Origin of the sequence: Streptomyces olivaceus, from assembly GCF_000721235.1 — a bacterium.
GTDB lineage: Bacteria > Actinomycetota > Actinomycetes > Streptomycetales > Streptomycetaceae > Streptomyces > Streptomyces olivaceus.
Window position 1 is genome coordinate 45,359 of record NZ_JOFH01000029.1, and the last position, 23,042, is coordinate 68,400.

A 23,042-nucleotide genomic window follows, 5' to 3' on the forward strand; every position below is an offset into this window, starting at 1 on the left:
CTTCCGCCGCACGGGTGACATGGGTTGATGAGGGCGACCCGGCCGGGAACATACGCCAAATGTCCCGAATGCCCCGCCCCTCCTCTCCCACGTCGTGAGCGCCGACGTCCTCGTCCGCCGCCCGGTGCGCGGCGCGACGGCGCTGCGCGGCGGCCGCTCCTGGCGCCCCACCCCGTACCAGGTCGCGGGCTTCGCCTTCTTCCTGCTGATGACGCTGGCGTACTGGGCGGTGCCGCTGTGCTGCGACGCCGGCCAGCACGCGGCGGTCGTGGAGCGGCTGAAGGACGACCTGCTCCGTCCGCGCCACCCGATGGCCGACCTGCCGGGCGCGGGCAGCGCGTACTACTCGCCCTACGCCCTGGCGCAGGGCGTCTTCGCGCGGCTGACGGGGCTGGGCGGCTGGGAGGTGGTGCGGCTCGCCGGGCCGCTCAACCTGCTGGTCCTGCTGACCGGACTCGGCCGCTTCGTGCGGATGCTGACCGCGCGGCCGTGGGCGCCGGTGCTGGCGCTGGGCGCGATGACGCTGCTGTGGGGGACGGAACGGGCCTGGTGGAGCGGCTACCTCGGGCTGATGTCGATGACCGGCAACCTCGGCTACCCGTCGACGTTCGCGATCGGGCTCACCTTCTGGGCCTGGGCGCTGACCGGTTCGCGGGCCCGGGACGCGCGCCGGGTGCGGTACGTGGGCCCGAGCGGCCTGCGCGGGCTGCCCGGGTACGCGGGCCTGGGCGCGCTCTACGGCCTGATCCTGCTCGTCCACCCGATCACCTCGGCGGCGGCGGTGCTGGGCGCGGTGGCGCTGGTGGCCGGCTGGCAGCGCCACTGGCGCGGGCCGGTCGTCGGGCGGTGGGCGCTGACGGCCGCGACGGCGGTGGCGACGGGGGCGCTGTGGCCGTACTTCGACGTGTTCGCGCTGGCAGGCGACGGCAGCGTGGACGCGATGCACCGGGTGCTGTACCTGCGGCTGCCCGGGGAGTTCTGGCTGGCCCTGCTCGGCCTGCCGGCCCTGTGGGCGCGCGGGCGCCGCTCGCCGCGCGACCCGCTGGTGCTGATGTTCGCGCTGGACTGCGCGGTGGTGGCGTACGGCTGGTTCAGCGGCCACTACACCTACGGCCGGATCCTCGGACTCACCCTGGTGCCCCTGCAGTTCGCCCTGGCGGTGGAGCTGGCGGCGCCCCGCCCGTGGGGCCGGTGGCGCGGGGCGCTGGGCGGACTGGCGGCGGCGGGCGCGCTGCTCGGCCTCCTCACGGTCCACGCCGGGGCGGTGGTGCCGAGGGCGCTGGACCCGGTGGGCTTCGCACAGCCGCCCCAGTGGCCGGAGTACGCATGGGCGGCCCGGCACATCGGCCCCGGCGAGGTCGTGCTCACCGACGGCTACTACGCCGTGCGCACCGTCGCCGGGTACGGCCCGAACCTCGCGGCGCCCGCCTGGCCGGACGCCGCGCTGGACGAGCGGGACCGCAGGCGGCGGGTGGCCGACGTGCGGGCCTACCTCGCACCGGACTCGACCCGCGCCGAGCGCACCGCGGTCGTCCGCCGCTACCACGTCCGCTGGCTGCTGCTGACCCGCCTGCAGCGGGTGCCCGAGGAGGCGGTGGTGGTGGCGTGGAGCGACCGGACGGGCGAGGTGCTGGCGCGGGTCGGGGCGGCTCCGACTACTCGATGACGAGGTCGACCGGGATGTTGCCGCGGGTGGCGTTGGAGTAGGGGCAGACCTGGTGGGCCTGCTCGACGAGCCCCCGGCCGGTCTCCTTGTCGATGCCCTCGGGCAGCTCGACCCGGAGGGTGACGGCGAGCGCGAACCCTTCGCCCTGCTTGCCGATGCCGACCTCGGCGGTCACGGCCGCGTCGCTGACGTCGACCTTCGCCTGGCGGCCGACGACGCCGAGGGCGCTGCCGAAGCAGGCCGCGTACCCGGCGGCGAACAGCTGCTCGGGGTTGGTGCCCTCTCCGTTGCCGCCCATCTCGGTGGGGGCGCTGAGCGGCAGGTCGAGCTTGCCGTCGGAGGTGACGGCGCGGCCCTCGCGGCCGTGTGTGGCGGTGGCGGCGGCGGTGTAGAGCGCTTCCATGGGAACCGTCCCTTTCAGAGGGGGCTGCGTGCCTGACTCCACCAAGTAGAGCACACAACCAAGTAACCCACAACTAACAAGGGTTCAACTGAATAGCCCACAACTTAATGACGTACAAGAACCCTGCGGGTTACGCTGGGACGCATGACGACGCCCGCGACGGACTGGCTCCGCCTGGACCAGCAGATCTGCTTCTCCCTGAACGCCGCCTCGCGCGCCTTCGGCGGCGTCTACCGCGTGGTCCTCAAGGACCTCGGGATCACCTACCCCCAGTACCTGGTGATGCTGGTGCTGTGGGAGCACGGCGAACTGCCCGTGAAGAAGCTCGGCGAGCATCTGCGCCTCGACTCCGGCACGCTGTCGCCCCTGCTCAAGCGGCTGGAGGCGGCCGGTCTGGTCCGGCGGGAGCGCAGCGCGCGCGACGAGCGCTCGGTGGAGGTGCGGCCGACGCCCGAGGGCCTGGCGCTGCGCGAGCGGGCCGAGGAGGTGCCGCGCCGGATCGCCACGGCGACCGGGCTGGACTTCGCGGAGGTCCAGGACCTGCGCACCCGCCTCGACCGCCTCACGGCCGCTCTGGACGCGTACGGCACCGAACCGGCCTCCGCGCCGTCCTGACGGATGTGGCGCCCGGCGGGCGCCGGCGTGAAGGATCATGTCTACCCAGGACCACTGACGAGGGGACGGCCACCATGACCTGGCTGATCACCGGCGGCGCCGGATACATCGGGGCGCACGTCGTACGGGCGATGACGGCGGCGGGCGAGCAGGCGGTGGTCTACGACGACCTGGCCACCGGCATCGCCGACCGCGTGCCCGACGGCGTCCCGCTGGTGGTCGGCTCGGTCCTGGACGGCGAGCGGGTCGCCCGCGCCCTCAGCGACCACGCCGTCACCGGCGTCGTCCACCTCGCGGCGAAGAAGCAGGTCGGCGAGTCCGTGGACCTGCCGCTGCACTACTACCGGGAGAACGTCGAGGGCCTGCGCGTCCTGCTGGACGCGGTCACGAAGGCCGAGGTCCCGTCCTTCGTCTTCTCCTCCTCGGCCGCCGTGTACGGCATGCCCGACGTCGACCTGGTGACGGAGGAGACGCCGTGCGTGCCCATGTCGCCGTACGGCGAGACCAAGCTGGCCGGCGAGTGGCTGGTGCGGGCCACCGGCCGGGCCACGGGCCTGTCCACGGCCTCCCTGCGCTACTTCAACGTGGCGGGCGCGGCGAGCCCGCACCTCGCGGACACCGGCGTCCACAACCTCGTCCCGATGGTCTTCGAGAAGCTGACGGAGTCCGCGGCCCCGCGCATCTTCGGCGACGACTACGCGACGCCGGACGGCACCTGCGTCCGCGACTACATCCACGTCGTCGACCTGGCCGAGGCCCACGTCACCGCGGCCCGCGCCCTCCAGTCCTCCCCCGGACGCTCCCTCACCCTCAACATCGGCCGGGGCGAGGGCGTCTCCGTCCGGGAGATGATCGACCGCATCAACGCCCTCACCGGCTACGACCGGCCCCCGACGGTCACTCCCCGCCGCCCCGGCGACCCGGCCCGCGTCGTCGCCTCGGCCGACCGCGCCGCCGTCGAGCTGGGCTGGAAGGCCAAGTACGGCGTGGACGACATGATCACCTCGGCCTGGGCGGGCTGGGTACGCCTCCACCCGGAAGCGGCCCGCGACTAGGAGGTGCGTGCCGGGGCACGCGACCCCGGCCGGATCCACACGACGCCCCCTGGGGGTGCCGTCGCCTTCCCGTCACCCGGCCGGGGTGACCAGCTCGCGCACCCGGGCCGGGTCGGGATTGGTGTACACCCGGCCCGCCACCAGCACGGTGGGCACGGTCTCGTCGCCGCCGTCGGCCGCCCGCACCAGCGCCGCGCCCTCGCCGTCCCGCCAGATGTCGACCCAGTACATCCGCCGGGCCCGGTGCCCCAGCCGCATCCGCAACCGCAACCGCATGCAGAAGGCGCACCCCGGCCGCCAGAACACCACCGGCCGCCCGTCGACGGCACTGCGCCGCTGCGCCTCCACCGCGCCGATCGACCGCGGGAAGGCCAGCGGCGACATCACCCCGGCCAGCAGCACGAACACCCCCAGCGTCACCGCGGCCTCGAACGGGTTCCCGCCGGCGGCCGGAGCGGCCGCCGCGGCCCCGCCGACGACGAGCAGCAGGACCGGCAGGGTCCACACACGTCTCATATCCACAGCCTAGGGCGGTACCGGCCACGGCCGGCCCCGTTCCCGCAGGGGCCGGTCAGAGCGGCTGGACCGGCGGTCAATGCTTCTTGCATGTGTGACCGTGTTTCGCCCGCGGCGGTCCCGGTGCCGCGGGCGAATGTGCGGTGCCGCGGTCTGCCCGCCCTACTGCCCGGCCCCCAGCGAGTCCCGCAGGGCGAGGAAGCCGGCCCTCTCCTCCGCCACCACCGCGTGATGCTCCGCGTACACGTGGTCGAAGAGGTCGGTGGGCGCGGGATCGGGCATGGCGCGGACTCCCTCACGGACGTGCTGCGCCAACTTCTCGCCCTCCTCCGCCACTTCGGCGAAGAAGGCCTCGTCGGCCTGACCGGACCTGGTCAGGTACGCGTGCAGACGGTCGAGGGGGTCCTTGCTCTTCCACTCGGCGCGCTCGGCCTCGTCCCGGTATCGCGTCGGGTCGTCGGAGGTCGCGTGCGGCGCCATGCGATAGGTGAAGGCCTCGATCAGCATGGGGCCCTCGCCCCGCCGCGCCCGGTCGAGCGCGTACCGGGTCACGGCGAGGCAGGCCAGCACGTCGTTGCCGTCCACCCGGACCCCGGGGAAGCCCCATCCCTCCGACCTGCGGCTGATCGGGTAGGAGGTCTGCCGCGCCGTGGGCGTGGAGATCGCGTACTGGTTGTTCTGGCAGAAGAACACCACCGGCGCGTTGTTGACGGTGGCGAAGGTGAAGGCCTCCGCCACGTCCCCCTGGCTGGAGGCGCCGTCGCCGAAGTAGGAGAGGACCGCCGTGTCGGCGCCGTCCCGCATCACGCCCATCGCGTAGCCGGTGGCGTGCAGCAGCGGCGGACCGATCACCAGGGTGTACAGATGGAAGTTGTGCTCCTGCGGGTCCCAGCCCCCATTGCTCACTCCGCGGTACAGCCCGAGGAGTTGAAGGGGATCGACCCCGCGGGTCCAGGCGACACCGTGCTCCCGGTAACAGGGGAACACGTAGTCCTCGGGCCGGGTCGCCCGGCCCGAGCCGATCTGGGCGGCTTCTTGCCCCAGCAGCGAAGCCCACAGACCGAGTTCGCCCTGGCGCTGCAGCGACGTGGCCTCCGCGTCGAAGCGACGGGTCAGCGCCATGTCACGGTAGAGCCCCCGGAGTTCGCCGGAGCTGATGTCCAGAGCGTAGTCCGGGTGCTCGACCCGCTTTCCCTCGGGAGTAAGCAATTGAATCATTTCCGCCTGGGCGGGATTCTTTCCCACTTTTCGTCTCCACTGGTGTATGGGCTACTGAGGGGCGGGGGCGGGGCGAGGACCTCGTCCGGCGACTCCCGGTGTCCGTCCGGGAATTCTTCCGGACGGGCCGGCGGAAAGAGCGATGTTGACCGCGGCGGAGCGGGCGCGGCGGAGGTCCTTGTGCGGGCCGTCCTGGAGGTTCTGGTCCTGGGTGTAGGCGTGCACCGTGGTCATCAGGCCGTGCTCGACACCGAACCGCTCGTGCAGCACCTGGGCCATGGGGACCAGGCAGTTCGTCGTGCAGGAGGCGTTGGACACCACGTGGTGGACGGCCGGGTCGTAGCTCGTGTGGTTGATGCCGTACGCGAGGGTGATGCCCTCGTTCGCCGCCGGGGCGGAGATGAGGACCTTGCGCGCGCCCGCGTCGAGATGCGCGGCGGCCTTCCTGGCGTCGGTGAACCTGCCGGTGGACTCCACGACCACGTCAATGTCCAGCTCGCCCCACGGGAGCTTGCCCGGCTCACGCTCCGCCGCCGGGCGTTCGGAACGCCCCCCAGTCGGTGACCTCCGGGTCCTCCAGGGTCAGCGTCATCAGCAGCATCACCGGCGCGCTGGCAAGGAAGTGCACGGCGGTGCTGCTGCGGACGTCCGCGCCCTGGGCGAAACGCTTCTGGTAGACGGTGCCAGCGCTGAGACCGAGCAGGCCGACGAAGGACAGCACGATGGCGGTGACGGAGAAGTCCAGCGCTCCGGCGACGGCGAGCGCGACACCGGCCCCGCCGACGCCGAAGCCGAACCACTGCCGCCTGGTGATCTGCTCACCCAGCAGGAAGCCGGCCATCAACGCGATCAGTACGGGGTTGAAGCCCTGGATCAGCGCGACCAGGCCGCCCGGCAGTCCCTCGCTGATGGCCGTGTAGAAGGCACCGAACTGCACGGCCTGCATCAGCAGTCCGGTGACGACGACGTGCAGCAGCAGCCGGCCCTTCGGCCAGGGCGACTTGGACACCAGCGCCACTGCCATGAGGAGAAGGCCGGCGAGCGCGAAGCGGGAGAACGTCAGCAGCAGCGGCGGAGCGGCGTCGGTGCCGATCACCGCCGCGATGAAGGCGCTGCTCCACAGGACGACGAAGACGGCGGGGACGGCGGCGGAGCCCACCGGGGATGCCGCGGGCGCCTCTGGTGCCGGCGACGGGGGCACCTCCCCCTCCACGGTGTCGGTTGCAAGGTCGTCACGTTCCGGCACAGAAGTGGCCTCTCGCTTCAAGTAACCAGTTACAGGGGTTATCTGACGCACTGTATCGACGACACGAACAACTAGTCAATGCGGTTAGCCCTTACGCAAGACTAACCAGTTTGACCGGTTACTACGTGATGCCGCGAAGCCGTCGTCGCGGTTACCATGGCGAGATGGAGTTCGTATTCGTCAGCGGCAGCGCGTCCCTCGACTTCGTCGGCACGGTCAGGAGCCGGCGCGATGCTCCGCTGGACTCACTCACCACCCCGGGCGACCTGGCGGAGTGGACCGTCGCCTCCGGAATGCTGGACGCTCCGCCTCCGGTGACCGAGGCGGACCTGGCTTCGGCGGTGCGTCTGCGTGAGGCGATCCACCGTCTGATGCTCGCCTCGATCGGCGGTTCGCCCCTCCCGGCGGAGGACTGCGGCATCCTCAACCGCGCCACGGTCCGCGTCCCCGTGCGCCGGGAGTTGCAGCCCGACGGCACGCTCCTCAGGAGCGGCTCGGTCAGGGCCGTTCTGGCCACGCTGTCCCACGACGCCGTGGACCTGCTCACCCAATGGCCCACGCTGGTCAAGGAGTGCGCGGCACCCAACTGCACCCGGCTGTACGTGGACCGGTCACGCCGCTCCTCGCGCCGCTGGTGCGACATGATGCGCTGCGGCAACCGGGCCAAGGCCGCCACTCACCGCTCCCGGCACCACGTCTGACGCACGGCCGGCACCGGTCGCGCCCCGCCCTGCCGCCGGGGGCCGTGGAGCCGGCTCCTGCCGGCCCGCTGTCCACGGCACCCCGTGAACCGGGGAGCCGCGGCGACCACCGGAACCCGAACGTCCGACCCCCTCTCCTGGTCCACGTCAGGAGAGGGGGTCGGACGTTCAGGCCGCCTCGTTGTCCGGCCGCCGCGGACGCCCGCACCGAAGGAGGCCTTCCCCAGGGCCTTCGGGGACGGTCACAGGGCGACGAGCCCGGCCGCCGTCTCCCTGAAGCCGCACGCCTCGACGTAGAAGGCGCGCAGGTGGTCCTCGAAGTCGACGTGGAGCCACTCGCAGTGCGCGGCGCGGGCCTCCTCGGCGGCGAGCGCGACCAGCCGGGTGCCGACGCCGCGGGAGCGGCAGTGCCGGGCCACTACCGTGTCCAGGAGGAAGGCGTGGGCGCCGCCGTCCCAGGCGACGTTGACGAAGCCGACCAGCGAGCCGTCCTCCTCGGCGCATACCCAGCCGAGGCTGTGCCGCTCCAGCCGGGCCCGCCAGCCGGTCCCGTCGGCCGGGTGGCCGAAGCCTTCGGCGTGCAGCGCGTCGAGGTCGGTGTCGTCGAAGTCGGCCCGCCACCGGTACGTGATCGTCATCGTCCGATCGTAGGGTGGCGGGCTTCACCAGGAGTCGCATATCCGTGCGGGCCGTCTCCGGCACGGCTCACACTGCAGACATGGACCAAGAAGCCAGCACATACGACCTGTTACTCATCGGCGGTGGCTCCGGCGTCGGGAAGTCCACCGTCGGCCGGGAGGCGTCCGCGATGCTGCGGGACGCCGGGACCGCGCACTGCCTGATCGAGGGGGACGGCATGGACCGGATCCACCCCGCCCCGGACGGCGATCCGCACCGTACGGCGGTCACCGAGCGGAACATCGCGGCGGTGTGGGCCAACTACGCGGCGCTCGGGCAGCGCCGGCTGATCTACACCGACACCGTCAGCATCCTGGAGTCGCAGATGATCGGGCGGGCCATGGGCGGGGACGAGGTCAGGGTCACGTGCGTGCTGCTGACCGCCGAAGAGGCCACGGTGCGGCAGCGGCTCGCCGCGCGGGAGACCGGGGCGCGGCTCGGCGCCCGCATCGAACGGAGCCTGCGCACGGGGCACCGCCTGGCCCAGGAGGCTCCCGTCGGCACGGTACGCGTCCCGACGGACGGCCGGGCGGTGCAGGACGTCGCGGCCCAGGTGGTCCGGCTCGCGGCGTGGTGAGTGGCGTCGACGGTGGACGGGGACGGCGCCGGCGAAGAGGACGAAGAACAGGGCGGGTCACGTGGACGCCGGCAGGCGGGCACACGGCGCTCGACGCTCAGGCGGCGCGCTCCGCCGTCGCTCCGCCCAGCGCCAGGCGGTGGCCCCGACGCCATACCGCACGGGTGTTCAGCGTTGAGGAGAGCCGCGAGGTCGGGTCGCCGTCCACGAGCACCAGGTCCGCCGAGGCACCGGGTTCGATGCGCCCACGGTCGGTGAGACCGAACCGGTCGGCGGTACGCCTCGTCGCCGCGGTGAGCGCCTCGACGGGACTCAGCCCTGCGGCTTCGAGCAGCCGCAGTTCGTCGTGCAGGCTGGCACCGTGGGCGATGCCGGGAGCCCCGAGGTGGGCCGCGTCGGTACCGGCCAGGATCTCCACGCCGGCGGCGTGGAGCAGCCCGGCCGAGCGCAGGGCGGTGGGCAGGTGGGCGTTCCAGCCGAACTCGCGCCCCAGGTTGTCACGCCACTCCGCGTCCAGACGGGAGGCCACCCGCAGGTCGGCACCCAGGCGTGGACCGGCTCCGTCGGAGGCGCCGGAGGCGGCGACAGCCAAGGTGGAGATGACGAACATGCCCTGCTCGCGCATCCGGACGACCAGATCGTCGCTGATGACCTCGTCGTGGTGCAGGTGGGTCACGCCGTCCGCGCCCGCCTCGACGGCCACTCGTGTGGCCGCGGCGCCGAGAGCGTGGACCAGGGCCATCACCCCGCGCTCGTGAGCCGCCTCGACGACCGCGACGACGACGTCGTACGGCACCAGGGGCAGCGACGTACCGAACACGTCACCGTCCTCGACCATGATCTTGATGTAGTCCGCGCCCTCGGACAGGCGCCCGTCGACGAAGGCGGCCGCCTCGCCCGGCACGGTGGCGGTGGGCCACACCGGGTCGCCCAGGCCGCGTCGCAGCTGGTGCGGATGCCCGTCGGGATGGGCGAGGCCCCACGAGGCCGTGCGGACATCGGCCACGTCGAACTCGGCCCGTGCCTTTTTCCGCAAGGGCTCCATGGCGTCCGGCACCGACATCATGTCCAGCTCGGTCGTCACGCCGAACCTCAGGGCCGTGCGCAGACCGTCCTCGTCCGTGTGGGTGTGGGCGTCGATCAACCCCGGCAGCAGGGTCCCGCCGACGCCGTCGATCTTCTCCACACCTTCGGGGGCCTCATGGCCGACCTCGGCGATCGTGCCGTCCTCGACGACGACCACTGAGGCATCGGCCACGTGTGTTCCGGTGAAAACGCGGGTGTTCGTCACCGCGAACCGACTCATGTTTCCTCCACTGTCCGCTCGATGGCCGGTCAGGAGGGACCTGACCGACGGCATTCTCCGCACGACCGCGTCACGTCCGCCCCCATGGGCCTGGTTACGACATGTCCATGCCATGCCACGCCACGCACGGACCCACCCCGGATCGCGACACAGCGACACGGCGACATCGCGACACAGCGGCAGCGTGACATCACCGCGGACTGTATCGCTCAGTACAGAGAATGTGCGCCAGACTGTATCAGCAAGTACAAAGACTCTGTACTCCGAGTACAGAGAACGGAGGGGGCTCCATGGGACGCACACCGACCACCGCAAGAGGCCGCGCGACCCGGCGGCGCATCCTCGACGCGGCAGCGGCCCTCATCGAGCGGCGTGGCGTCGCGGCGGTGACGCTGGACGATGTCGAACACGCCGCAGGGGTGGGCCGCAGCCAGCTCTACCACTACTTCGACGGCCGGGACGACCTCGTCCGGTCCGTGGTTCACTCCACCGTGGACACGGTGCTGGCCGCACAGGAGCCGCTGCTCCTGGAGACCGACTCGCTGGCCGGCATCGACCGCTGGTTCGACGCGATCGTGGCCAACGGGACGCGGCAGGACGCTGTGGGAGGCTGTGCGATCGGTTCGCTGGCCGGCCAGCTCAGCGGCCAGGACGACCTCACCCGTCAGGCGTTCGTCGACGCGTTCGCGCGCTGGGAGGCCCCCCTCATCGCGGGCCTGCGCCGGATGCAGGAAGCGGGCGAACTGCGCCCGGACACGGACGTGACGGAGTTGGCCGACCTCACCATGGCCGCCGTGCAGGGTGGCCTCCTGCTGGCCCAGGTCCGCCGTTCGCCGGACCAGTTGCGCCTCGCCCTCCGCGGCGCGCGAGCGGCGTTGGAGGACGCGCTCACCAACGCCTGAACGGCACACCGGGTTGAGCCCCGGCAGCCCCCCTGCCTCTTCCGGCCCGCCCCGCGGTGACGACCGCCCCGCGTCAGAGCGCCTTCAGCCCCTCCGCAGTCGCCCGGGTCAGCGCGGCCAGGTAGCCCTTGGGCGGCTTGGGACCGCGGACGACCACAGAGCGCCAGTACAGCGGGCCCGAGATCAGGTCGAGCGCCAGGTCGGGGTCGAGGGAGGGGCTCAGTTCGCCGCGTTCCTTCGCCGCCGCGAGGATGCTGCTGGCCACGCCGTCCTGGCCCTCCCGCAGGGTCTTCTGCAGCGCCTCGGCGATGTCGGGATTGCGGGCCGCCTCCGCCTGGAGGTCGGGGATGATCTGCGAGGCCACCGGGTGGCGCAGGGCGCGCGACGTCACCTCGTAGAGCAGCCCGAGGTCGCCCTCCAGGGAGCCCGTGTCGGGTGCGGGCAGGCCCTGGACGGCGAGGGCCGAGACGATGTCGAGGACCAGGTGCAGCTTGGAGCGCCAGCGCCGGTAGACGGCGGTCTTGCCGACCCCCGCGCGGCGCGCGATGCCCTCGATCGACATCCGCGCGTAGCCCACCGCCGCCAGTTCCCCGAAGACCGCCGCCCGGATGGCCTCCGTCACGTCCTCGCGCAGCACCGCCGCCCCGGCGGGCGGCCGGCGGCGGCGCGGGCGCGGCTGCGGCTCGTCGGCGGCGTTGGTCGTCATGCGAGCCAAGCATAGGGCGTTACGACGAAACGGTTGCGTTCCGGCGTGACCACGGCCTACGCTCACGTCACGACGATACGGTCCCGTCCCGACGTAAGTGAACACGCACGGTCACCCAGGTGAACGACGGGCGTCGTACCTCCCCCATCTCTCCCGACACCTCTCCCGGCATCTCTCCCGATACCTCTCCCGATACCTCTCCCGGTACCTCTCCCGAGCGAAAGCAGCGGATGTGAGTCAGGTCCTCCACACACCGCCCCCGACCCCGCAGGCCCCGGCCGGCACCGTCCCCGCCAGCCACGACCTCGCGGCCCTCGCCGCCCGCCACGGCCTGTCGGTCAGCGGCGCCCGCCCCTCCCTGCGCGAGTACGTGCGCCAGCTGTGGGCGCGCCGGCACTTCATCGGCGCCTTCTCCACCGCCAAGCTGACCGCCCAGTACAGCCAGGCCAAGCTGGGCCAGGTCTGGCAGGTGATGACGCCCCTGCTCAACGCGGCGGTGTACTACTTCATCTTCGGCGTGCTGATGAACACCAAGCGCGGCGTGGAGGACTACGTCCCGTTCCTGGTCACCGGCGTGTTCGTGTGGACGTTCACCCAGAGCTCGATCATGGCGGGCACCCGGGCCATATCCGGCAACCTCGGCCTCGTCCGCGCCCTGCACTTCCCGCGCGCCGCGCTGCCGGTCTCCTTCTGCCTCCAGCAGCTCCAGCAGCTGCTGTTCTCCATGGCCGCCCTGGTCGTGATCCTGCTGGCGTTCGGCGTGCCGCCCGCCGTGTCCTGGGTGCTCGCCGTCCCGGCGCTGGTGCTCCAGTTCCTGTTCAACGCCGGGGTGGCGATGGTCATGGCGCGGGTCGGGTCCAAGATCCCCGACATGGCCCAGCTGATGCCTTTCCTGCTGCGCACCTGGATGTACGGCTCGGGCGTCATGTTCAGCATCCACCACATGACCGGCCCGGACAGCAACGTGCCGTCCTGGGTCGGCACGTTGCTCCAGGCCAACCCCGCCGCCGTCTACATCGACCTGATGCGGTTCGCGCTGATCGACAGCTTCGACGGGAGCATGCTCCCGGACCACGTCTGGGCGCTGGCCCTGGGCTGGGCACTGGTCGCCGGGATCGGCGGTTTCATCTACTTCTGGAAGGCCGAGGAGACATACGGTCGTGGCTGACACCCCCGCGCACAACACCTCCGCCGGCGGACCTTCCACCGGCAACGCCCCCGACGCCGGCGCTTCCGCCGCCGGCACCCCCGCCGAGCAGGTCCCCACCGTCGTCGTCGACGGCGTCGACATCGTCTACCGGGTCAACGGCACCGGGGCAGGCCGCGGCTCCGCGACCGCCGCCCTCAACCGCATCCTGCGCCGCAGGAAGAGCGAGAAGGCGGCCGGCGTACGCCGGGTGCACGCCGTGAAGAACGTGTCCTTCGTGGCGTACCGCGGCGAGGCGATCGGCCTGATCGGCACCAACGGTTCCGGCAAGTCGACGCTGCTGAAAGCGGTCGCCGGCCTCCTCCCCGTGGAGAACGGCCGCATCTACACCGACGGCCAGCCCTCCCTGCTCGGCGTCAACGCCGCCCTGATGAACGACCTCACCGGCGAGCGCAACGTGTACCTGGGCGGCCTCGCGATGGGCATGTCACGGACGCAGATCAAGGAGCGCTACCAGGAGATCGTCGACTTCTCCGGCATCAACGACAAGGGCGACTTCATCACCCTGCCGATGCGCACGTACTCCTCCGGCATGGCGGCCCGCCTGCGGTTCTCCATCGCCGCCGCCAAGGATCACGACGTCCTCCTCGTCGACGAGGCCCTGGCCACCGGCGACCGCTCCTTCCAGAAGCGGTCCGAGGAACGCATCCGGGAGCTGCGCAAGCACGCCGGCACGGTGTTCCTGGTCAGCCACAGCAACAAGTCGATCCGCGACACCTGCGACCGGGTGCTGTGGCTGGAGCGCGGCGAGCTGCGGATGGACGGGCCGACGGAGGACGTCCTGAAGGAGTACGAGAAGTTCACGGGCGGACCGGACAAGAAGGCGAAGGCGAAGCCCGCACCCAAGCCCGCGCCCAAGGCGGGGACGGCCGCGTGAGGGCCGACGTCCCCCGGGAGGCGTACCCGCGATTCACCCTTTTGCCCGACTAGTGCCACTATGACCGCATAGCAACCGACCCCCACAGGAGTACTCCGGGAGCGACGAAGGCAACGGCGAAGGAGTCCCCACGATGGCCGAAACGATGTCCGAGACGGCCCCCGACCTCAGCGTCGTCGTGCACGGTCCCAACGTCCAGGACCACCTGCCCGCCCTGCTGGACTCCCTGGACGCCCACCCCCTCACCGGCGTCGAGGTGATCGTCGCCGCCGTCGGGGACTGGGCGCGGGAGACGGCCGAGCGGCACGCCCCCGCCTTCACCGTGCTGCCCCTCCCGGAGGGGGCCGGCGACGCGGCGACCCGTTCGGCGGGGGCGGCCCGGGCGCGGGGCCGGTGGCTGCACTTCGTCCACGCCGCGGACGGCGTGCCCGTCGGCGCCCCGACCGCCGTCGCCCGGCACACCGGGGGCCTCCCCGGCACCGTGGACGTCCTGCTCCTCGACCACCTCCGCAGCACCTGGCACACCGTGGCCCGGCCCTCCCCCGACGGCCCCCGCCTCGCCCGCGCCGGCCGCGCCGACCTCGCCCTCGACGACCGGGCGGCCCTGCTCCGCCTGGCCCCGCTGCTCGGCAACCGCGTCGTACGGGCCGGCTTCTGGAGGGCGCACGAACGGCTGCTGACCACCGAGGACGAGCCGTTCGCCGCGTACGCCGCCCTGCTGCTCGCCGACCGCGTCGCCTGCCTGCCCCACCCCGCGTACGAGGACCGCCGGCTGCGCCCCGAGAGCCTCCCGCCCGTGCCGCCCGAGCAGCGCTACGCCCTGGTCGACCGCTACGAGACCCTCCTCGCCCTCGCCGCCGACCGGCCGGCCGTGCACGGCGTCCTGTACGACCTCATGGTCCGCGACTGCCTGCGCGCCTTCGCCCGCGCCCGGATGCCGGACGACGTGGCGCGGGAGTTCTTCCGCCGGGCGTCGGCGGCCACCCGGCGCCACCGCCCCGACGGCCACCGGCACCCGGCCGGACTCGAAGGCGTACGGCGCTCCCTGCTGGAGGAGGGCGCCTACGCGAAGTACCGCGCCCTCCAGCAGGCCAGCCACGCCCGCCGCGGGGTGCGGTCGGCGGCCCGCGCCGGACGGCGCCGGGCCGGGACACGGCTGGCCGCCCTGCGCTACCGCCGCGCCCTGACCCGGCCCGTCGACCCGCACCTCGCCGTCTTCTCCGCCTACTGGGCCCGCGGCGTCGCCTGCAACCCGGCCGCGATCGCCGCCCGGCTCGCCGAACTCGCCCCGGGCGTCCACCCGGTGTGGGTGGTCACCGCGGGCAACGCGGCCCTGCTGCCGCCCGGCACCGACCACGTCGTGCCCGGCACCCGCCGCTACTGGGAGGTGCTGGCCCGCGCCAAGTACCTCGTCAACAACGTCAACTTCCCGGACGCCGTGGTCAAACGGCCCGGCACGGTCCACCTCCAGACCCACCACGGCACCCCGCTCAAACGCATGGGCCTGGACCAGCTCCCCTACCCCGCCGCCGCCCACGGCCTGAACTTCCAGGCGCTGCTCGAACGCGTCGACAAATGGGACTTCAGCGTCTCGGCCAACAGCCACACGACCCGCATGTGGCAACGCGCCTACCCCTCCCGGCACATCTCCCTGGACCACGGCTACCCGCGCAACGACGTCTACTACACCGCTGGCGCCGCCGAGGTCCGCGCGGTCCGCGAGCGCCTCGGCATCGCGCCCGGCCGCCGCGCGATTCTCTACGCGCCCACCCACCGCGACTACGAGGCGGCCTGGAGCCCGCGCCTGGATCTCGCCGCCCTCGCCGACCGCCTCGGCGAGGAAACGGTCCTGCTGGTCCGCGCCCACTATTTCTACGAGAGCGCCTCCGCCTGGCCGGCCGCGCTGCGCCGCACCGGCCGCCTCGTCGACGTCTCCTCCTACGAACCCGTCGAGGACCTGTGCCTGGCCGCCGACGCGCTGGTCACCGACTACTCGTCGATCATGTTCGACTACGCCAACCTCGACCGCCCGATCGTGATCCACGCCGACGACTGGGAGACGTACCGCACCACCCGCGGCGTCTACTTCGACCTGATGGCCGAGGCACCCGGACCGGTCGCCCGCAGCCAGGCAGAACTGACCGAGATCCTCACCACGGACGCCTGGCACGACGAGCGCGCGGCCAAGGCACGCACCGCCTTCCGGCGCCGCTTCTGCGAGTACGACGACGGCCGCGCCGCCGAGCGCGTCGTCCGCCGCGTCTTCCTCGGCGAGGACGAACGGCTGCTGCCCCGCGTCCTGCCGGTCGACGAACGCACCCCGGCCCCGACCCCCGAGGAGGCCACCGCGTCATGAACACCGTCACGGGCCCGGCCGGGCGCACCCCGACGACCGCACCGCCCCCGCCCGCCCCCGACGTCACGGTCACGGTCATCGTCTACAACGACGCCGAACGCCTCCCCCGCGCCGTCGCCTCCGTACTGCGCCAGACCCACGCGAACGTCGAGGTCGTCATCAGCGACGACCACTCCACCGACGCGACCGAGGACGTGGCCCGCGAACTGGCCGCCCACGACCCCCGCGTGGTGTACCTGCGGCTGCCCGAGAACAGCGGCGGGTGCAGCGCCCCGCGCAACCGGGCCCTGGAGATCGCGCGGGCGCCGTACCTGATGTTCCTCGACAGCGACGACGAACTCCCCGAGCGCGCCGTCGAGATCCTGCTCGCCGCACACCGCGAACGCGACCTGGACTTCGCGATGGGCGCCGTGCACCGCATCCGCGTCGACGGCGGACGGCGCACCACCTGGATGCCGCACCTGGTGGCCGAGCGCCGCACCCTCGACGGCATCGAGGCCGACCCGCGGCTCCTCTTCGAGCACCTGTCGACCAGCAAGATGTACGCCCGCCGCTTCCTCGACCGGCACGGCCTGCGCTTCCCCGAGGGCATCCACTACGAGGACCAGCTCTTCTCGGCCCAGGCGTACTGCCTGGCCAAGACGTTCACCGTCGTCCCCGAGCCGGTCTACCGCTGGTACATCGCCCCGTACGCCGCCGCCGGGGCCGCCTCCATCTCCAACCAGCGGGACAAGCTGACCAACGTCCGCGACCGCGTCCGCGTCCAGTGCCTCATCGACGCGTTCCTGGCCGAGAGCGGGCACGAGTCGCTGCGCGAGGACAAGGACTTCAAGTTCCTCAAGCACGACTTCCGGATGTACGCCGGTGACCTGCCGTACCGGGACGACGCGTGGCTCGCGTCCTTCGCGGACCTCGTCAACCCCTACCTCGACACCCTCGCCGAGGGCGCATACGCCCGGCTGCCCCGCGCCGAGCGGGTCGTGCTCCGCCTGCTGCGCGACCGGCGCCTGTCCGACGTGCGCACCGCCGCCCGCGGCCTCGGCCACGCGGTGGCCCCGCGCCGGGTGACACCGGACGAGGCGGACGGCCGGCTCTACTGGGGCGCCGAGGTCCCGGCGACCCCCGAGGCCCGCCGCGAACTGGACCTCTCGGACCTGGAGTTGGACACCCGCCCGTTCTTCACCGCCCTGCTCCGGCACGAGATCACCGACGTCGCGCGCGGTCCCGGCGCCTCGGTCGACCTCACCGTCCGCACCTACGACCCGGCCCTGCGCCTCCCGGTCGGCCCCCGGCGCGCGGTGCTCCACCTCTCCCCGGGCCGCCGTCGCCTCACGGTGCCCTTCCGCCTCTCACCCGTGGGTCCCGGCCTCTTCGAGGGCCGCGTCCGCCTCGACCTGGGGGCGGCCCGCCTCCCCGTCCAGGGCTTCGAGGGCGTACGCCATCCCGTCCTCCGCCTCCGCCACGAGGGCCACACCCACACCGGCATCCTCCTGGCGCCCCCGGCCTTCCCGCCCCTCACGGCCCGCGTCCCCTACCGCGCCGGTACGACGCCCCACCGGGTCACGGTGTCCCCGGAGGGCCACACCCCGGGCCGCCTCCAGCTCACCTGGCACCCCACGGGCCCGACGTCCACACTCATCCGCCCGGCGCTACGCCGCCTCGCCACCCCCCGATCCCGCAGAGCAGCCCGCCTGGTATCGAACATCCTCCACTGACCCCCGGCCCCCCGACTGCGGGCAGTCGTGCCGCTGGGGCGGCACGGGTGGGCGCAGCGGCACCCCGCCAACGCGGGCGAGTGAAACCCACCCCGACGCCCGCTCGCACGCCGGGCGCCAGGCAAAGGTGCCCCGGACCACCCGGCCCGGGGCACCTCACGCAACCTCACACGACCTCACCCGGCGAAGCCGTCAGCCGTCAGCCGTCACCCATGCGTGCGCAGCAGCGTCCGCATGGTCCGCATGGCCACCGACAGGTTGGACAGGTCGAACGCCTCCGACCCCCGGATCTCCTCCAGCGTCGTCCGCGCCCGCCCGAGAATCGCCGCGTTCCTCTCCTCCCAGGCCTTGAACCGCTGCTCCGGCGTGGCCGACCCGTTGCCCACCGCCAGCACGTCGGCGGTCAGCGACGCGTGCGCCGCGTACAGGTCCTCGCGGATCGCCGCGCGGGCCATGGACTGCCAGCGGTCCGTGCGCGGCAGATCGCTGATCCGGTCCATGAGCTGGGTGACGCCGAGCCGGTCGGCGAGGTCGTAGTAGACCTCGGCGACGTCCAGCGGCTCCTTGCCCGTGCGGTCGGCCACCGACACGATGTCCAGCGTCGCGAAGGCGGAGGAGAACCCCGCCACCCGCGTGGCCGGCTCGTCCGGGACGCCGGCGGCGGTCAGCTCGTCGTAGATGTGCTGGTACCACTCCGCGTCCGCGCCGCGCAGCAGCTTCGGCAGCTGCGACCAGACCTGCTCGACCCGCTCGGCGAAGAAGTCGACCGTCTCGGCCAGCTCCAGCGGCTGCGGCCGGTTGTTGAGCAGCCACCGCGTGCCGCGCTCGACCAGGCGGCGCGAGTGCAGCCGGATCCGGGTCTGCACGGCGGCGTCGGCCTTGTTGTCCAGGGCCTCCACCGCGTCCCACACCGGGGAGGAGCGGAAGATCGCCCGGGCCACGGTCTGCGCCCGCACGATCTCCTCCAGCGAGGCGCCGGTCTCCTCGCGCATCCGGTGCAGATACGTCGTACCGCCCGTGTTGACCGTGTCGTTGACCAGGACGGTCGTCGTGATCTCGCGGCGCAGCGGGTGGCTGTCGACCTGCTCCAGGTACTGCTCGCGCAGCGCCTTCGGGAAGTAGGCGTGCAGCAGGCCCTTGAGGTACGGGTCGTCCGGCAGCGAGGTGTGCAGCAGCTCCTCGGCGACCGTGATCTTCGTGTACGCCAGCAGCACGGCCGTCTCCGGGCCGGTCAGGCCGTGCCCGGTGCTGAGCCGCTCGCGGATCTGGCGGTCCGTGGGCAGGAACTCCAGGGCCCGGTTGAGGTGGCCCTCCCTGACCAGGTGGCGCATGAAGCGCTGCTGGGCGTGGAGCATGTCCTTGGACTGGGCGAGCGCGTTGGCGATCGCGGTGTTCTGCGCGTAGTTGTTGCGCAGGACGAGCGCGCCGACCTCGTCGGTCATTTGGGCGAGCAGCTTGTTGCGCTGCTTGACGGTCATGTCGCCGTCCTTGACGAGACCGTTCAGCAGGATCTTGATGTTCACCTCGTGGTCGGAGGTGTCCACGCCCGCGCTGTTGTCGATGGCGTCGGTGTTGATCCGGCCGCCCTGCAGCGCGAACTCGATCCGGCCCAGCTGGGTCAGGCCCAGGTTGCCGCCCTCGCCGACGACCTGCACCCGCAGGTCCTTGCCGTCGACGCGGATGGCGTCGTTGGCCTTGTCGCCGACGTCGGCGTTGGACTCGGTGGAGGCCTTGACGTACGTGCCGATCCCGCCGTTCCACAGCAGGTCGACCGGGGAGCTGAGGATCGCCTTCATCAGCTCGGCCGGCGTCGTCTTGGTGACGCCGGGCTCGATGCCGAGGGCCTCGCGGATCTGCGCGTTGACCGGGATGGACTTGGCCGTGCGCGGGAAGACGCCGCCGCCCGCCGAGAGCAGTTCGGTGTTGTAGTCCGCCCACGACGAGCGCGGCAGCTCGAACAGCCGGCGGCGCTCGGCGTACGAGGTGGCCGCGTCCGGCACCGGGTCGATGAAGATGTGCCGGTGGTCGAAGGCGGCGACGAGGCGGATGTGCTCGCTGAGCAGCATGCCGTTGCCGAAGACGTCGCCGGACATGTCGCCGACGCCGACGACGGTGAAGTCCTGGCTCTGGGTGTCCACGCCCAGCTCCCGGAAGTGCCGCTTGACGGACTCCCAGGCGCCGCGGGCGGTGATGCCCATGCCCTTGTGGTCGTAGCCCGCGCTGCCGCCGGAGGCGAAGGCGTCGCCGAGCCAGAAGTTGTAGGACTCGGCGACCTCGTTGGCGATGTCGGAGAACTTGGCGGTGCCCTTGTCGGCGGCGACGACGAGGTAGGTGTCGTCCTCGTCGTGCCGGACGACGCCCTCGGGGTGGACGACCTCGCCGGCCACCATGTTGTCGGTGATGTCGAGCAGCGCCGAGATGAACGTCTTGTAGCTGGCGATGCCCTCGGCCATCCACGCGTCGCGGTCGACGCCCGGGTCGGGCAGCTGCTTGGCGACGAAGCCGCCCTTGGCGCCGACCGGCACGATGACGGTGTTCTTCACCATCTGCGCCTTGACGAGGCCGAGGATCTCGGTGCGGAAGTCCTCGCGGCGGTCCGACCAGCGCAGACCGCCGCGCGCGACCTTACCGAAGCGCAGGTGCACGCCTTCGACGCGCGGCGAGTACACCCAGATCTCGAACGCCGGGCGCGGCGCGGGCAGGTCGGGGATGGCCTGCGGGTCGAACTTCATGGAGACGTAGTCGTGCGGCCTGCCGCCGCTCGCCTCCTGGAAGAAGTTGGTCCGCAGCGTCGCCTTGATGACGGTGAGGAAGGACCGCAGGATCCGGTCCTCGTCGAGGCTCGCGACCTGGTCGAGGGCGGCGTCGACCTCTTCGAGCAGCGCGTCGACGATCTCGTGGCCGGCGCGCTGCCGCTCCGGGGCCATCCGGGCCTCGAACAGGTTGATGAGCAGCCGCGTGGTGTGGACGTTGTTGCGGAGGGTGTCCTCCATGTAGTCCTGGCTGAAGGTGGAGCCGGCCTGCCGCAGGTACTTGGCGTAGGCCCGCAGCACCATGGCCTCGCGCCAGTTCAGCCCGGCGCTGAGCACGAGGGCGTTGAAGCCGTCGTTCTCCGCCTTGCCGGTCCAGGTGGCGGCGAAGGCGTCCTGGACACGCTCGCGGGCGTCGTCGCCGAGGTAGTCGGCGCCGCCGGCCGGCGCCTTGGGCATGCGCAGGCCGAAGTCGTAGATCCAGGCCGTGGTGCGGTCCGCGCAGCGCAGCTCGTAGGGCCGCTCGTCGGTGACCTCGACGCCGAGCCGGCTGAGCACCGGAAGCACGGCCGACAGGGAGACCGAGCCGCCCTTCTGGTAGATCTTGAAACGCCGTTCCTCGGGCGCGGCGCCGACCGGCTCGTACAGGCTGAGCGCGAAGGTCTGCTCCTCGTCGAGCCGCTCCAGGTGGCCGAGGTCGGCGACCGCGGAGCGCGGGCCGTGGTCGGCCTTGTAGCCCTCGGGGAAGGCGCCGCCGTAGTGGCGCAGCAGCTCCGCGGCACGCTCCTCGCCGACCTCGGCGGTGAGTGCCTCGGCGAACCCGTCGGCCCAGGAACGGGCGGCCTCGACGAGGCGGGCCTCGATACGGTCCTTGTCGGCGTCGGACAGCTGCGGCAGCTCGGTGCCCTGCGGGACGCGGACCACGAAGTGCAGCCGGGACAGGATCGACTCGGTGTTCCACGCGGTGAAGTCGACGTTGGTGCCGCCGAGCTCCTCCTTGAGGATGTCGACGATCCGCAGCCGGACACCGGTGGTGTAGCGGTCGCGGGGGAGGTAGACGAGGGCCGAGTAGTAGCGCCCGTACTCGTCCTGGCGCAGGTAGAGCCGCAGGCGGCGGCGCTCCTGGAGGTAGAGCACGGAGGTCACGATCGGTTCGAGTTCCTCGACCGAGGTCTGGAACATGTCGTCGCGCGGGTACGTCTCCAGGATCTGCAGCAGGTCCCGGCCGTCGTGGCTGTTGGGCGAGAACCCGGCCCGGGCCAGCACCTGTTCCACCTTGCGCCGGATCACCGGCACCCGGCGGACGGACTCGGTGTAGGCGGCGGAGGAGAACAGGCCGAGGAAGCGCCGCTCGCCGACGACGTTACCGTTCTCGTCGAACTTCTTGACGCCGACGTAGTCCAGGTACGACGGCCGGTGCACGGTGGCCCGGCTGTTCGCCTTGGTCAGCACCAGGAGCCGGTGCTCGCGGGCCTTGGCCCGGGCGTCGGCGGGGAGCCGCTCGAAGGACGGGCTGACGGGGTGGCTCTCGTCGGCCGCGTGGTGCGGGTCGGAGCGCAGGACGCCGAGACCGGTGCCGGGGACGGCGGCGAGGGAGTCGTCCTCGCGCAGTTCGTACTCGCGGTAGCCGAGGAAGGTGAAGTGGTCGTCCGCCAGCCAGCGCAGCAGCTCGCGGGCCTCCTCCAGCTCCCGCGCGGGGAGGTCGTCCGGAGTGGCCTCGGTCCCCAGCTGCTCGGCGATGCGGACGGCCGCGTCCCGCATCTTGCCCCAGTCCTCGACGGCCTCGCGGGCGTCGTTCAGGACGCGCAGCAGGTCGGCGGTGATCTGCTTCAGGTCGCCGCGGTCGGTCTCGCGGTCGATCTCGACGTGGATCCAGGACTCGACGTGCGCGTCGTGCGGCAGGTCGGCGGTGGGCGGGCCGGGGAGCACCTCGGCCAGCTTGCCGGCGACGTCGCGCCGCACCACGATCTGCGGGTGGACGACGACGTGGATGCCGCGGCCCTGACGGGTCAGCTCGTTGGTCACGGAGTCGACGAGGAAGGGCATGTCGTCGGTGACCACCTCGACGACGGAGTGGCTGCAGGTCCAGCCGTTCTCCTCGACCGTCGGGGTGTGCACGCGGACGTTCGCCGTGCCCTGCGGGCGGTTCTCGGCCAGCCGGTAGTGCGAGACGGCGGCGCCGAAGACGTCGACCGGGTCGCGGTCGGCCAGGTCCTCCGGGGCGGTGTGCCGGTAGTAGCGGTGGAGGAACACGGGCAGGGACGCGTAGTCCGGGGCGCCGTCCGCGCCGTCGGGGCCGTCCGGGGTGCCCGGAGAGCCCTCGCCCGTCGTCCCAGTCGGTAGGTGCCCCCCGACCGGGCTGTTCTCAGCTACCCGCGCAGCCCTTTCGAGCAGCTCGGCCTTTGCTTCGTCCAGCTTGGTCTGCATTGTCCTCTGACTCCTGTCGCGCGCCGTTGCGTGACGTAGAAGGAAGTACGGTCTCCTGCCTTCCGGCACGACGTCGGGACCGGGGGTGTCCGGCCCTCTCCGACGCTATGCCGCAAGACGA

The 23,042-nt window shown here is 72.2% G+C and carries 18 protein-coding genes and 1 pseudogene; 10 read left to right on the forward strand and 9 right to left on the reverse strand.

Translation table 11 applies throughout. From position 1 onward, the window contains the following. The first annotated feature begins 94 nt into the window (after window positions 1-94). The gene (locus IG94_RS0128655) at window positions 95-1,666 is read left to right on the forward strand and encodes a hypothetical protein (RefSeq protein ID WP_031043472.1); all 1,572 of its coding nucleotides are present in this window, start codon (window positions 95-97) and stop codon (window positions 1,664-1,666) included. On the opposite strand, the gene IG94_RS0128660 is transcribed toward IG94_RS0128655, so the two are convergent. Further along, complete coding sequence (locus IG94_RS0128660) at window positions 1,656-2,069, reverse strand: organic hydroperoxide resistance protein (protein WP_031043475.1); 414 nt, start codon at window positions 2,067-2,069, stop codon at window positions 1,656-1,658. The genes IG94_RS0128655 and IG94_RS0128660 overlap by 11 nt on opposite strands. A 144-nt stretch (window positions 2,070-2,213) precedes the next feature. Here IG94_RS0128660 and IG94_RS0128665 point away from each other — a divergent pair, with 144 nt between their 5' ends. Both IG94_RS0128665 and galE read left to right on the forward strand, forming a co-directional pair. Beyond that, window positions 2,214-2,684 carry a MarR family winged helix-turn-helix transcriptional regulator gene (locus IG94_RS0128665; RefSeq protein WP_031043478.1) on the forward strand — a complete coding sequence of 157 codons (471 nt, stop codon included), beginning with the start codon at window positions 2,214-2,216 and terminating at the stop codon, window positions 2,682-2,684. A 74-nt stretch (window positions 2,685-2,758) separates the two neighbouring features. Continuing rightward, window positions 2,759-3,739, forward strand: a complete 981-nt coding sequence (gene galE / locus IG94_RS0128670; protein WP_031043483.1) for a UDP-glucose 4-epimerase GalE — start codon at window positions 2,759-2,761, stop codon at window positions 3,737-3,739. 72 nt (window positions 3,740-3,811) lie between these two features. Here the strand turns inward: galE and IG94_RS0128675 are convergent, their stop codons facing one another. The 4 genes and pseudogenes from IG94_RS0128675 to IG94_RS0128690 form a co-directional block, all read right to left on the reverse strand. Then, window positions 3,812-4,255 (reverse strand): thioredoxin domain-containing protein, encoded by a 444-nt coding sequence (locus tag IG94_RS0128675; protein ID WP_031043486.1) that lies wholly within the window; start codon window positions 4,253-4,255, stop codon window positions 3,812-3,814. Between the two features lie 162 nt (window positions 4,256-4,417). Continuing rightward, entirely contained in the window at window positions 4,418-5,521 is a 1,104-nt protein-coding gene (pdhA, locus tag IG94_RS0128680) for a pyruvate dehydrogenase (acetyl-transferring) E1 component subunit alpha (RefSeq protein WP_052410904.1), read from the reverse strand. Window positions 5,522-5,614: 93 nt separating this feature from the next. Then, window positions 5,615-6,007: pseudogene (locus IG94_RS0128685) on the reverse strand (type I glyceraldehyde-3-phosphate dehydrogenase); the annotation flags it as partial. Next, entirely contained in the window at window positions 5,994-6,770 is a 777-nt protein-coding gene (locus IG94_RS0128690) for an EamA family transporter (RefSeq protein WP_107060716.1), read from the reverse strand. The gene IG94_RS0128690 and the pseudogene IG94_RS0128685, both read right to left, overlap by 14 nt. 113 nt (window positions 6,771-6,883) lie before the next feature. Here IG94_RS0128690 and IG94_RS0128695 point away from each other — a divergent pair, with 113 nt between their 5' ends. Next, window positions 6,884-7,420, forward strand: coding sequence for a CGNR zinc finger domain-containing protein (locus tag IG94_RS0128695; protein WP_031043495.1), 537 nt, complete (start codon window positions 6,884-6,886; stop codon window positions 7,418-7,420). A 242-nt stretch (window positions 7,421-7,662) separates the two neighbouring features. Here the strand turns inward: IG94_RS0128695 and IG94_RS0128700 are convergent, their stop codons facing one another. Then, the gene (locus IG94_RS0128700; protein ID WP_031043497.1) at window positions 7,663-8,058 is read right to left on the reverse strand and encodes a GNAT family N-acetyltransferase; all 396 of its coding nucleotides are present in this window, start codon (window positions 8,056-8,058) and stop codon (window positions 7,663-7,665) included. An 80-nt stretch (window positions 8,059-8,138) separates the two neighbouring features. On the opposite strand from IG94_RS0128700, the gene IG94_RS0128705 reads away from it, so the two are divergent. Then, window positions 8,139-8,675 carry a DEAD/DEAH box helicase family protein gene (locus IG94_RS0128705; protein WP_031043499.1) on the forward strand — a complete coding sequence of 179 codons (537 nt, stop codon included), beginning with the start codon at window positions 8,139-8,141 and terminating at the stop codon, window positions 8,673-8,675. 97 nt (window positions 8,676-8,772) lie between these two features. On the opposite strand, the gene IG94_RS0128710 is transcribed toward IG94_RS0128705, so the two are convergent. Next, entirely contained in the window at window positions 8,773-9,933 is a 1,161-nt protein-coding gene (locus IG94_RS0128710) for an amidohydrolase family protein (protein WP_157852329.1), read from the reverse strand. Window positions 9,934-10,271: 338 nt separating this feature from the next. Here IG94_RS0128710 and IG94_RS0128715 point away from each other — a divergent pair, with 338 nt between their 5' ends. Beyond that, window positions 10,272-10,883 (forward strand): TetR/AcrR family transcriptional regulator, encoded by a 612-nt coding sequence (locus IG94_RS0128715; RefSeq protein WP_037768552.1) that lies wholly within the window; start codon window positions 10,272-10,274, stop codon window positions 10,881-10,883. Window positions 10,884-10,956: 73 nt separating this feature from the next. On the opposite strand, the gene IG94_RS0128720 is transcribed toward IG94_RS0128715, so the two are convergent. Next, a complete protein-coding gene (locus tag IG94_RS0128720; protein ID WP_031043508.1) occupies window positions 10,957-11,589 on the reverse strand; it encodes a TetR/AcrR family transcriptional regulator in 633 nt (210 codons plus the stop codon). A 232-nt stretch (window positions 11,590-11,821) separates the two neighbouring features. Here IG94_RS0128720 and IG94_RS0128725 point away from each other — a divergent pair, with 232 nt between their 5' ends. The 4 genes from IG94_RS0128725 (at window position 11,822) to IG94_RS0128740 (ending at window position 17,744) form a co-directional block, all read left to right on the forward strand. Then, on the forward strand, window positions 11,822-12,757 hold the full coding sequence (locus IG94_RS0128725) for an ABC transporter permease (RefSeq protein WP_031043511.1): 936 nt from the start codon (window positions 11,822-11,824) through the stop codon (window positions 12,755-12,757). A 121-nt stretch (window positions 12,758-12,878) separates the two neighbouring features. Then, window positions 12,879-13,673 carry an ABC transporter ATP-binding protein gene (locus IG94_RS0128730; protein WP_063763417.1) on the forward strand — a complete coding sequence of 265 codons (795 nt, stop codon included), beginning with the start codon at window positions 12,879-12,881 and terminating at the stop codon, window positions 13,671-13,673. 133 nt (window positions 13,674-13,806) lie between these two features. Continuing rightward, the gene (locus IG94_RS0128735; protein ID WP_031043518.1) at window positions 13,807-16,029 is read left to right on the forward strand and encodes a bifunctional glycosyltransferase/CDP-glycerol:glycerophosphate glycerophosphotransferase; all 2,223 of its coding nucleotides are present in this window, start codon (window positions 13,807-13,809) and stop codon (window positions 16,027-16,029) included. Then, the gene (locus IG94_RS0128740) at window positions 16,026-17,744 is read left to right on the forward strand and encodes a glycosyltransferase family 2 protein (protein WP_031043521.1); all 1,719 of its coding nucleotides are present in this window, start codon (window positions 16,026-16,028) and stop codon (window positions 17,742-17,744) included. The genes IG94_RS0128735 and IG94_RS0128740 overlap by 4 nt, the downstream gene beginning before the upstream one ends. Before the next feature lie 206 nt (window positions 17,745-17,950). On the opposite strand, the gene IG94_RS0128745 is transcribed toward IG94_RS0128740, so the two are convergent. Beyond that, entirely contained in the window at window positions 17,951-22,921 is a 4,971-nt protein-coding gene (locus tag IG94_RS0128745) for an NAD-glutamate dehydrogenase (RefSeq protein WP_031043524.1), read from the reverse strand. Window positions 22,922-23,042 lie beyond the last annotated feature (121 nt).

Bases quoted from the DNA above. Each gene is read 5' to 3' on its own strand.
- IG94_RS0128665 (WP_031043478.1), top strand. From the start codon at position 2,214: ATGACGACGCCCGCGACGGACTGGCTCCGCCTGGACCAGCAGATCTGC.
- galE (WP_031043483.1), top strand. From the start codon at position 2,759: ATGACCTGGCTGATCACCGGCGGCGCCGGATACATCGGGGCGCACGTC.
- IG94_RS0128740 (WP_031043521.1), top strand. From the start codon at position 16,026: ATGAACACCGTCACGGGCCCGGCCGGGCGCACCCCGACGACCGCACCG.
- IG94_RS0128745 (WP_031043524.1), bottom strand. From the start codon at position 22,921: ATGCAGACCAAGCTGGACGAAGCAAAGGCCGAGCTGCTCGAAAGGGCT.
- IG94_RS0128675 (WP_031043486.1), bottom strand. From the start codon at position 4,255: ATGAGACGTGTGTGGACCCTGCCGGTCCTGCTGCTCGTCGTCGGCGGG.
- IG94_RS0128735 (WP_031043518.1), top strand. From the start codon at position 13,807: ATGGCCGAAACGATGTCCGAGACGGCCCCCGACCTCAGCGTCGTCGTG.
- IG94_RS0128715 (WP_037768552.1), top strand. From the start codon at position 10,272: ATGGGACGCACACCGACCACCGCAAGAGGCCGCGCGACCCGGCGGCGC.
- IG94_RS0128705 (WP_031043499.1), top strand. From the start codon at position 8,139: ATGGACCAAGAAGCCAGCACATACGACCTGTTACTCATCGGCGGTGGC.
- IG94_RS0128660 (WP_031043475.1), bottom strand. From the start codon at position 2,069: ATGGAAGCGCTCTACACCGCCGCCGCCACCGCCACACACGGCCGCGAG.
- IG94_RS0128695 (WP_031043495.1), top strand. From the start codon at position 6,884: ATGGAGTTCGTATTCGTCAGCGGCAGCGCGTCCCTCGACTTCGTCGGC.
- IG94_RS0128720 (WP_031043508.1), bottom strand. From the start codon at position 11,589: ATGACGACCAACGCCGCCGACGAGCCGCAGCCGCGCCCGCGCCGCCGC.
- IG94_RS0128700 (WP_031043497.1), bottom strand. From the start codon at position 8,058: ATGACGATCACGTACCGGTGGCGGGCCGACTTCGACGACACCGACCTC.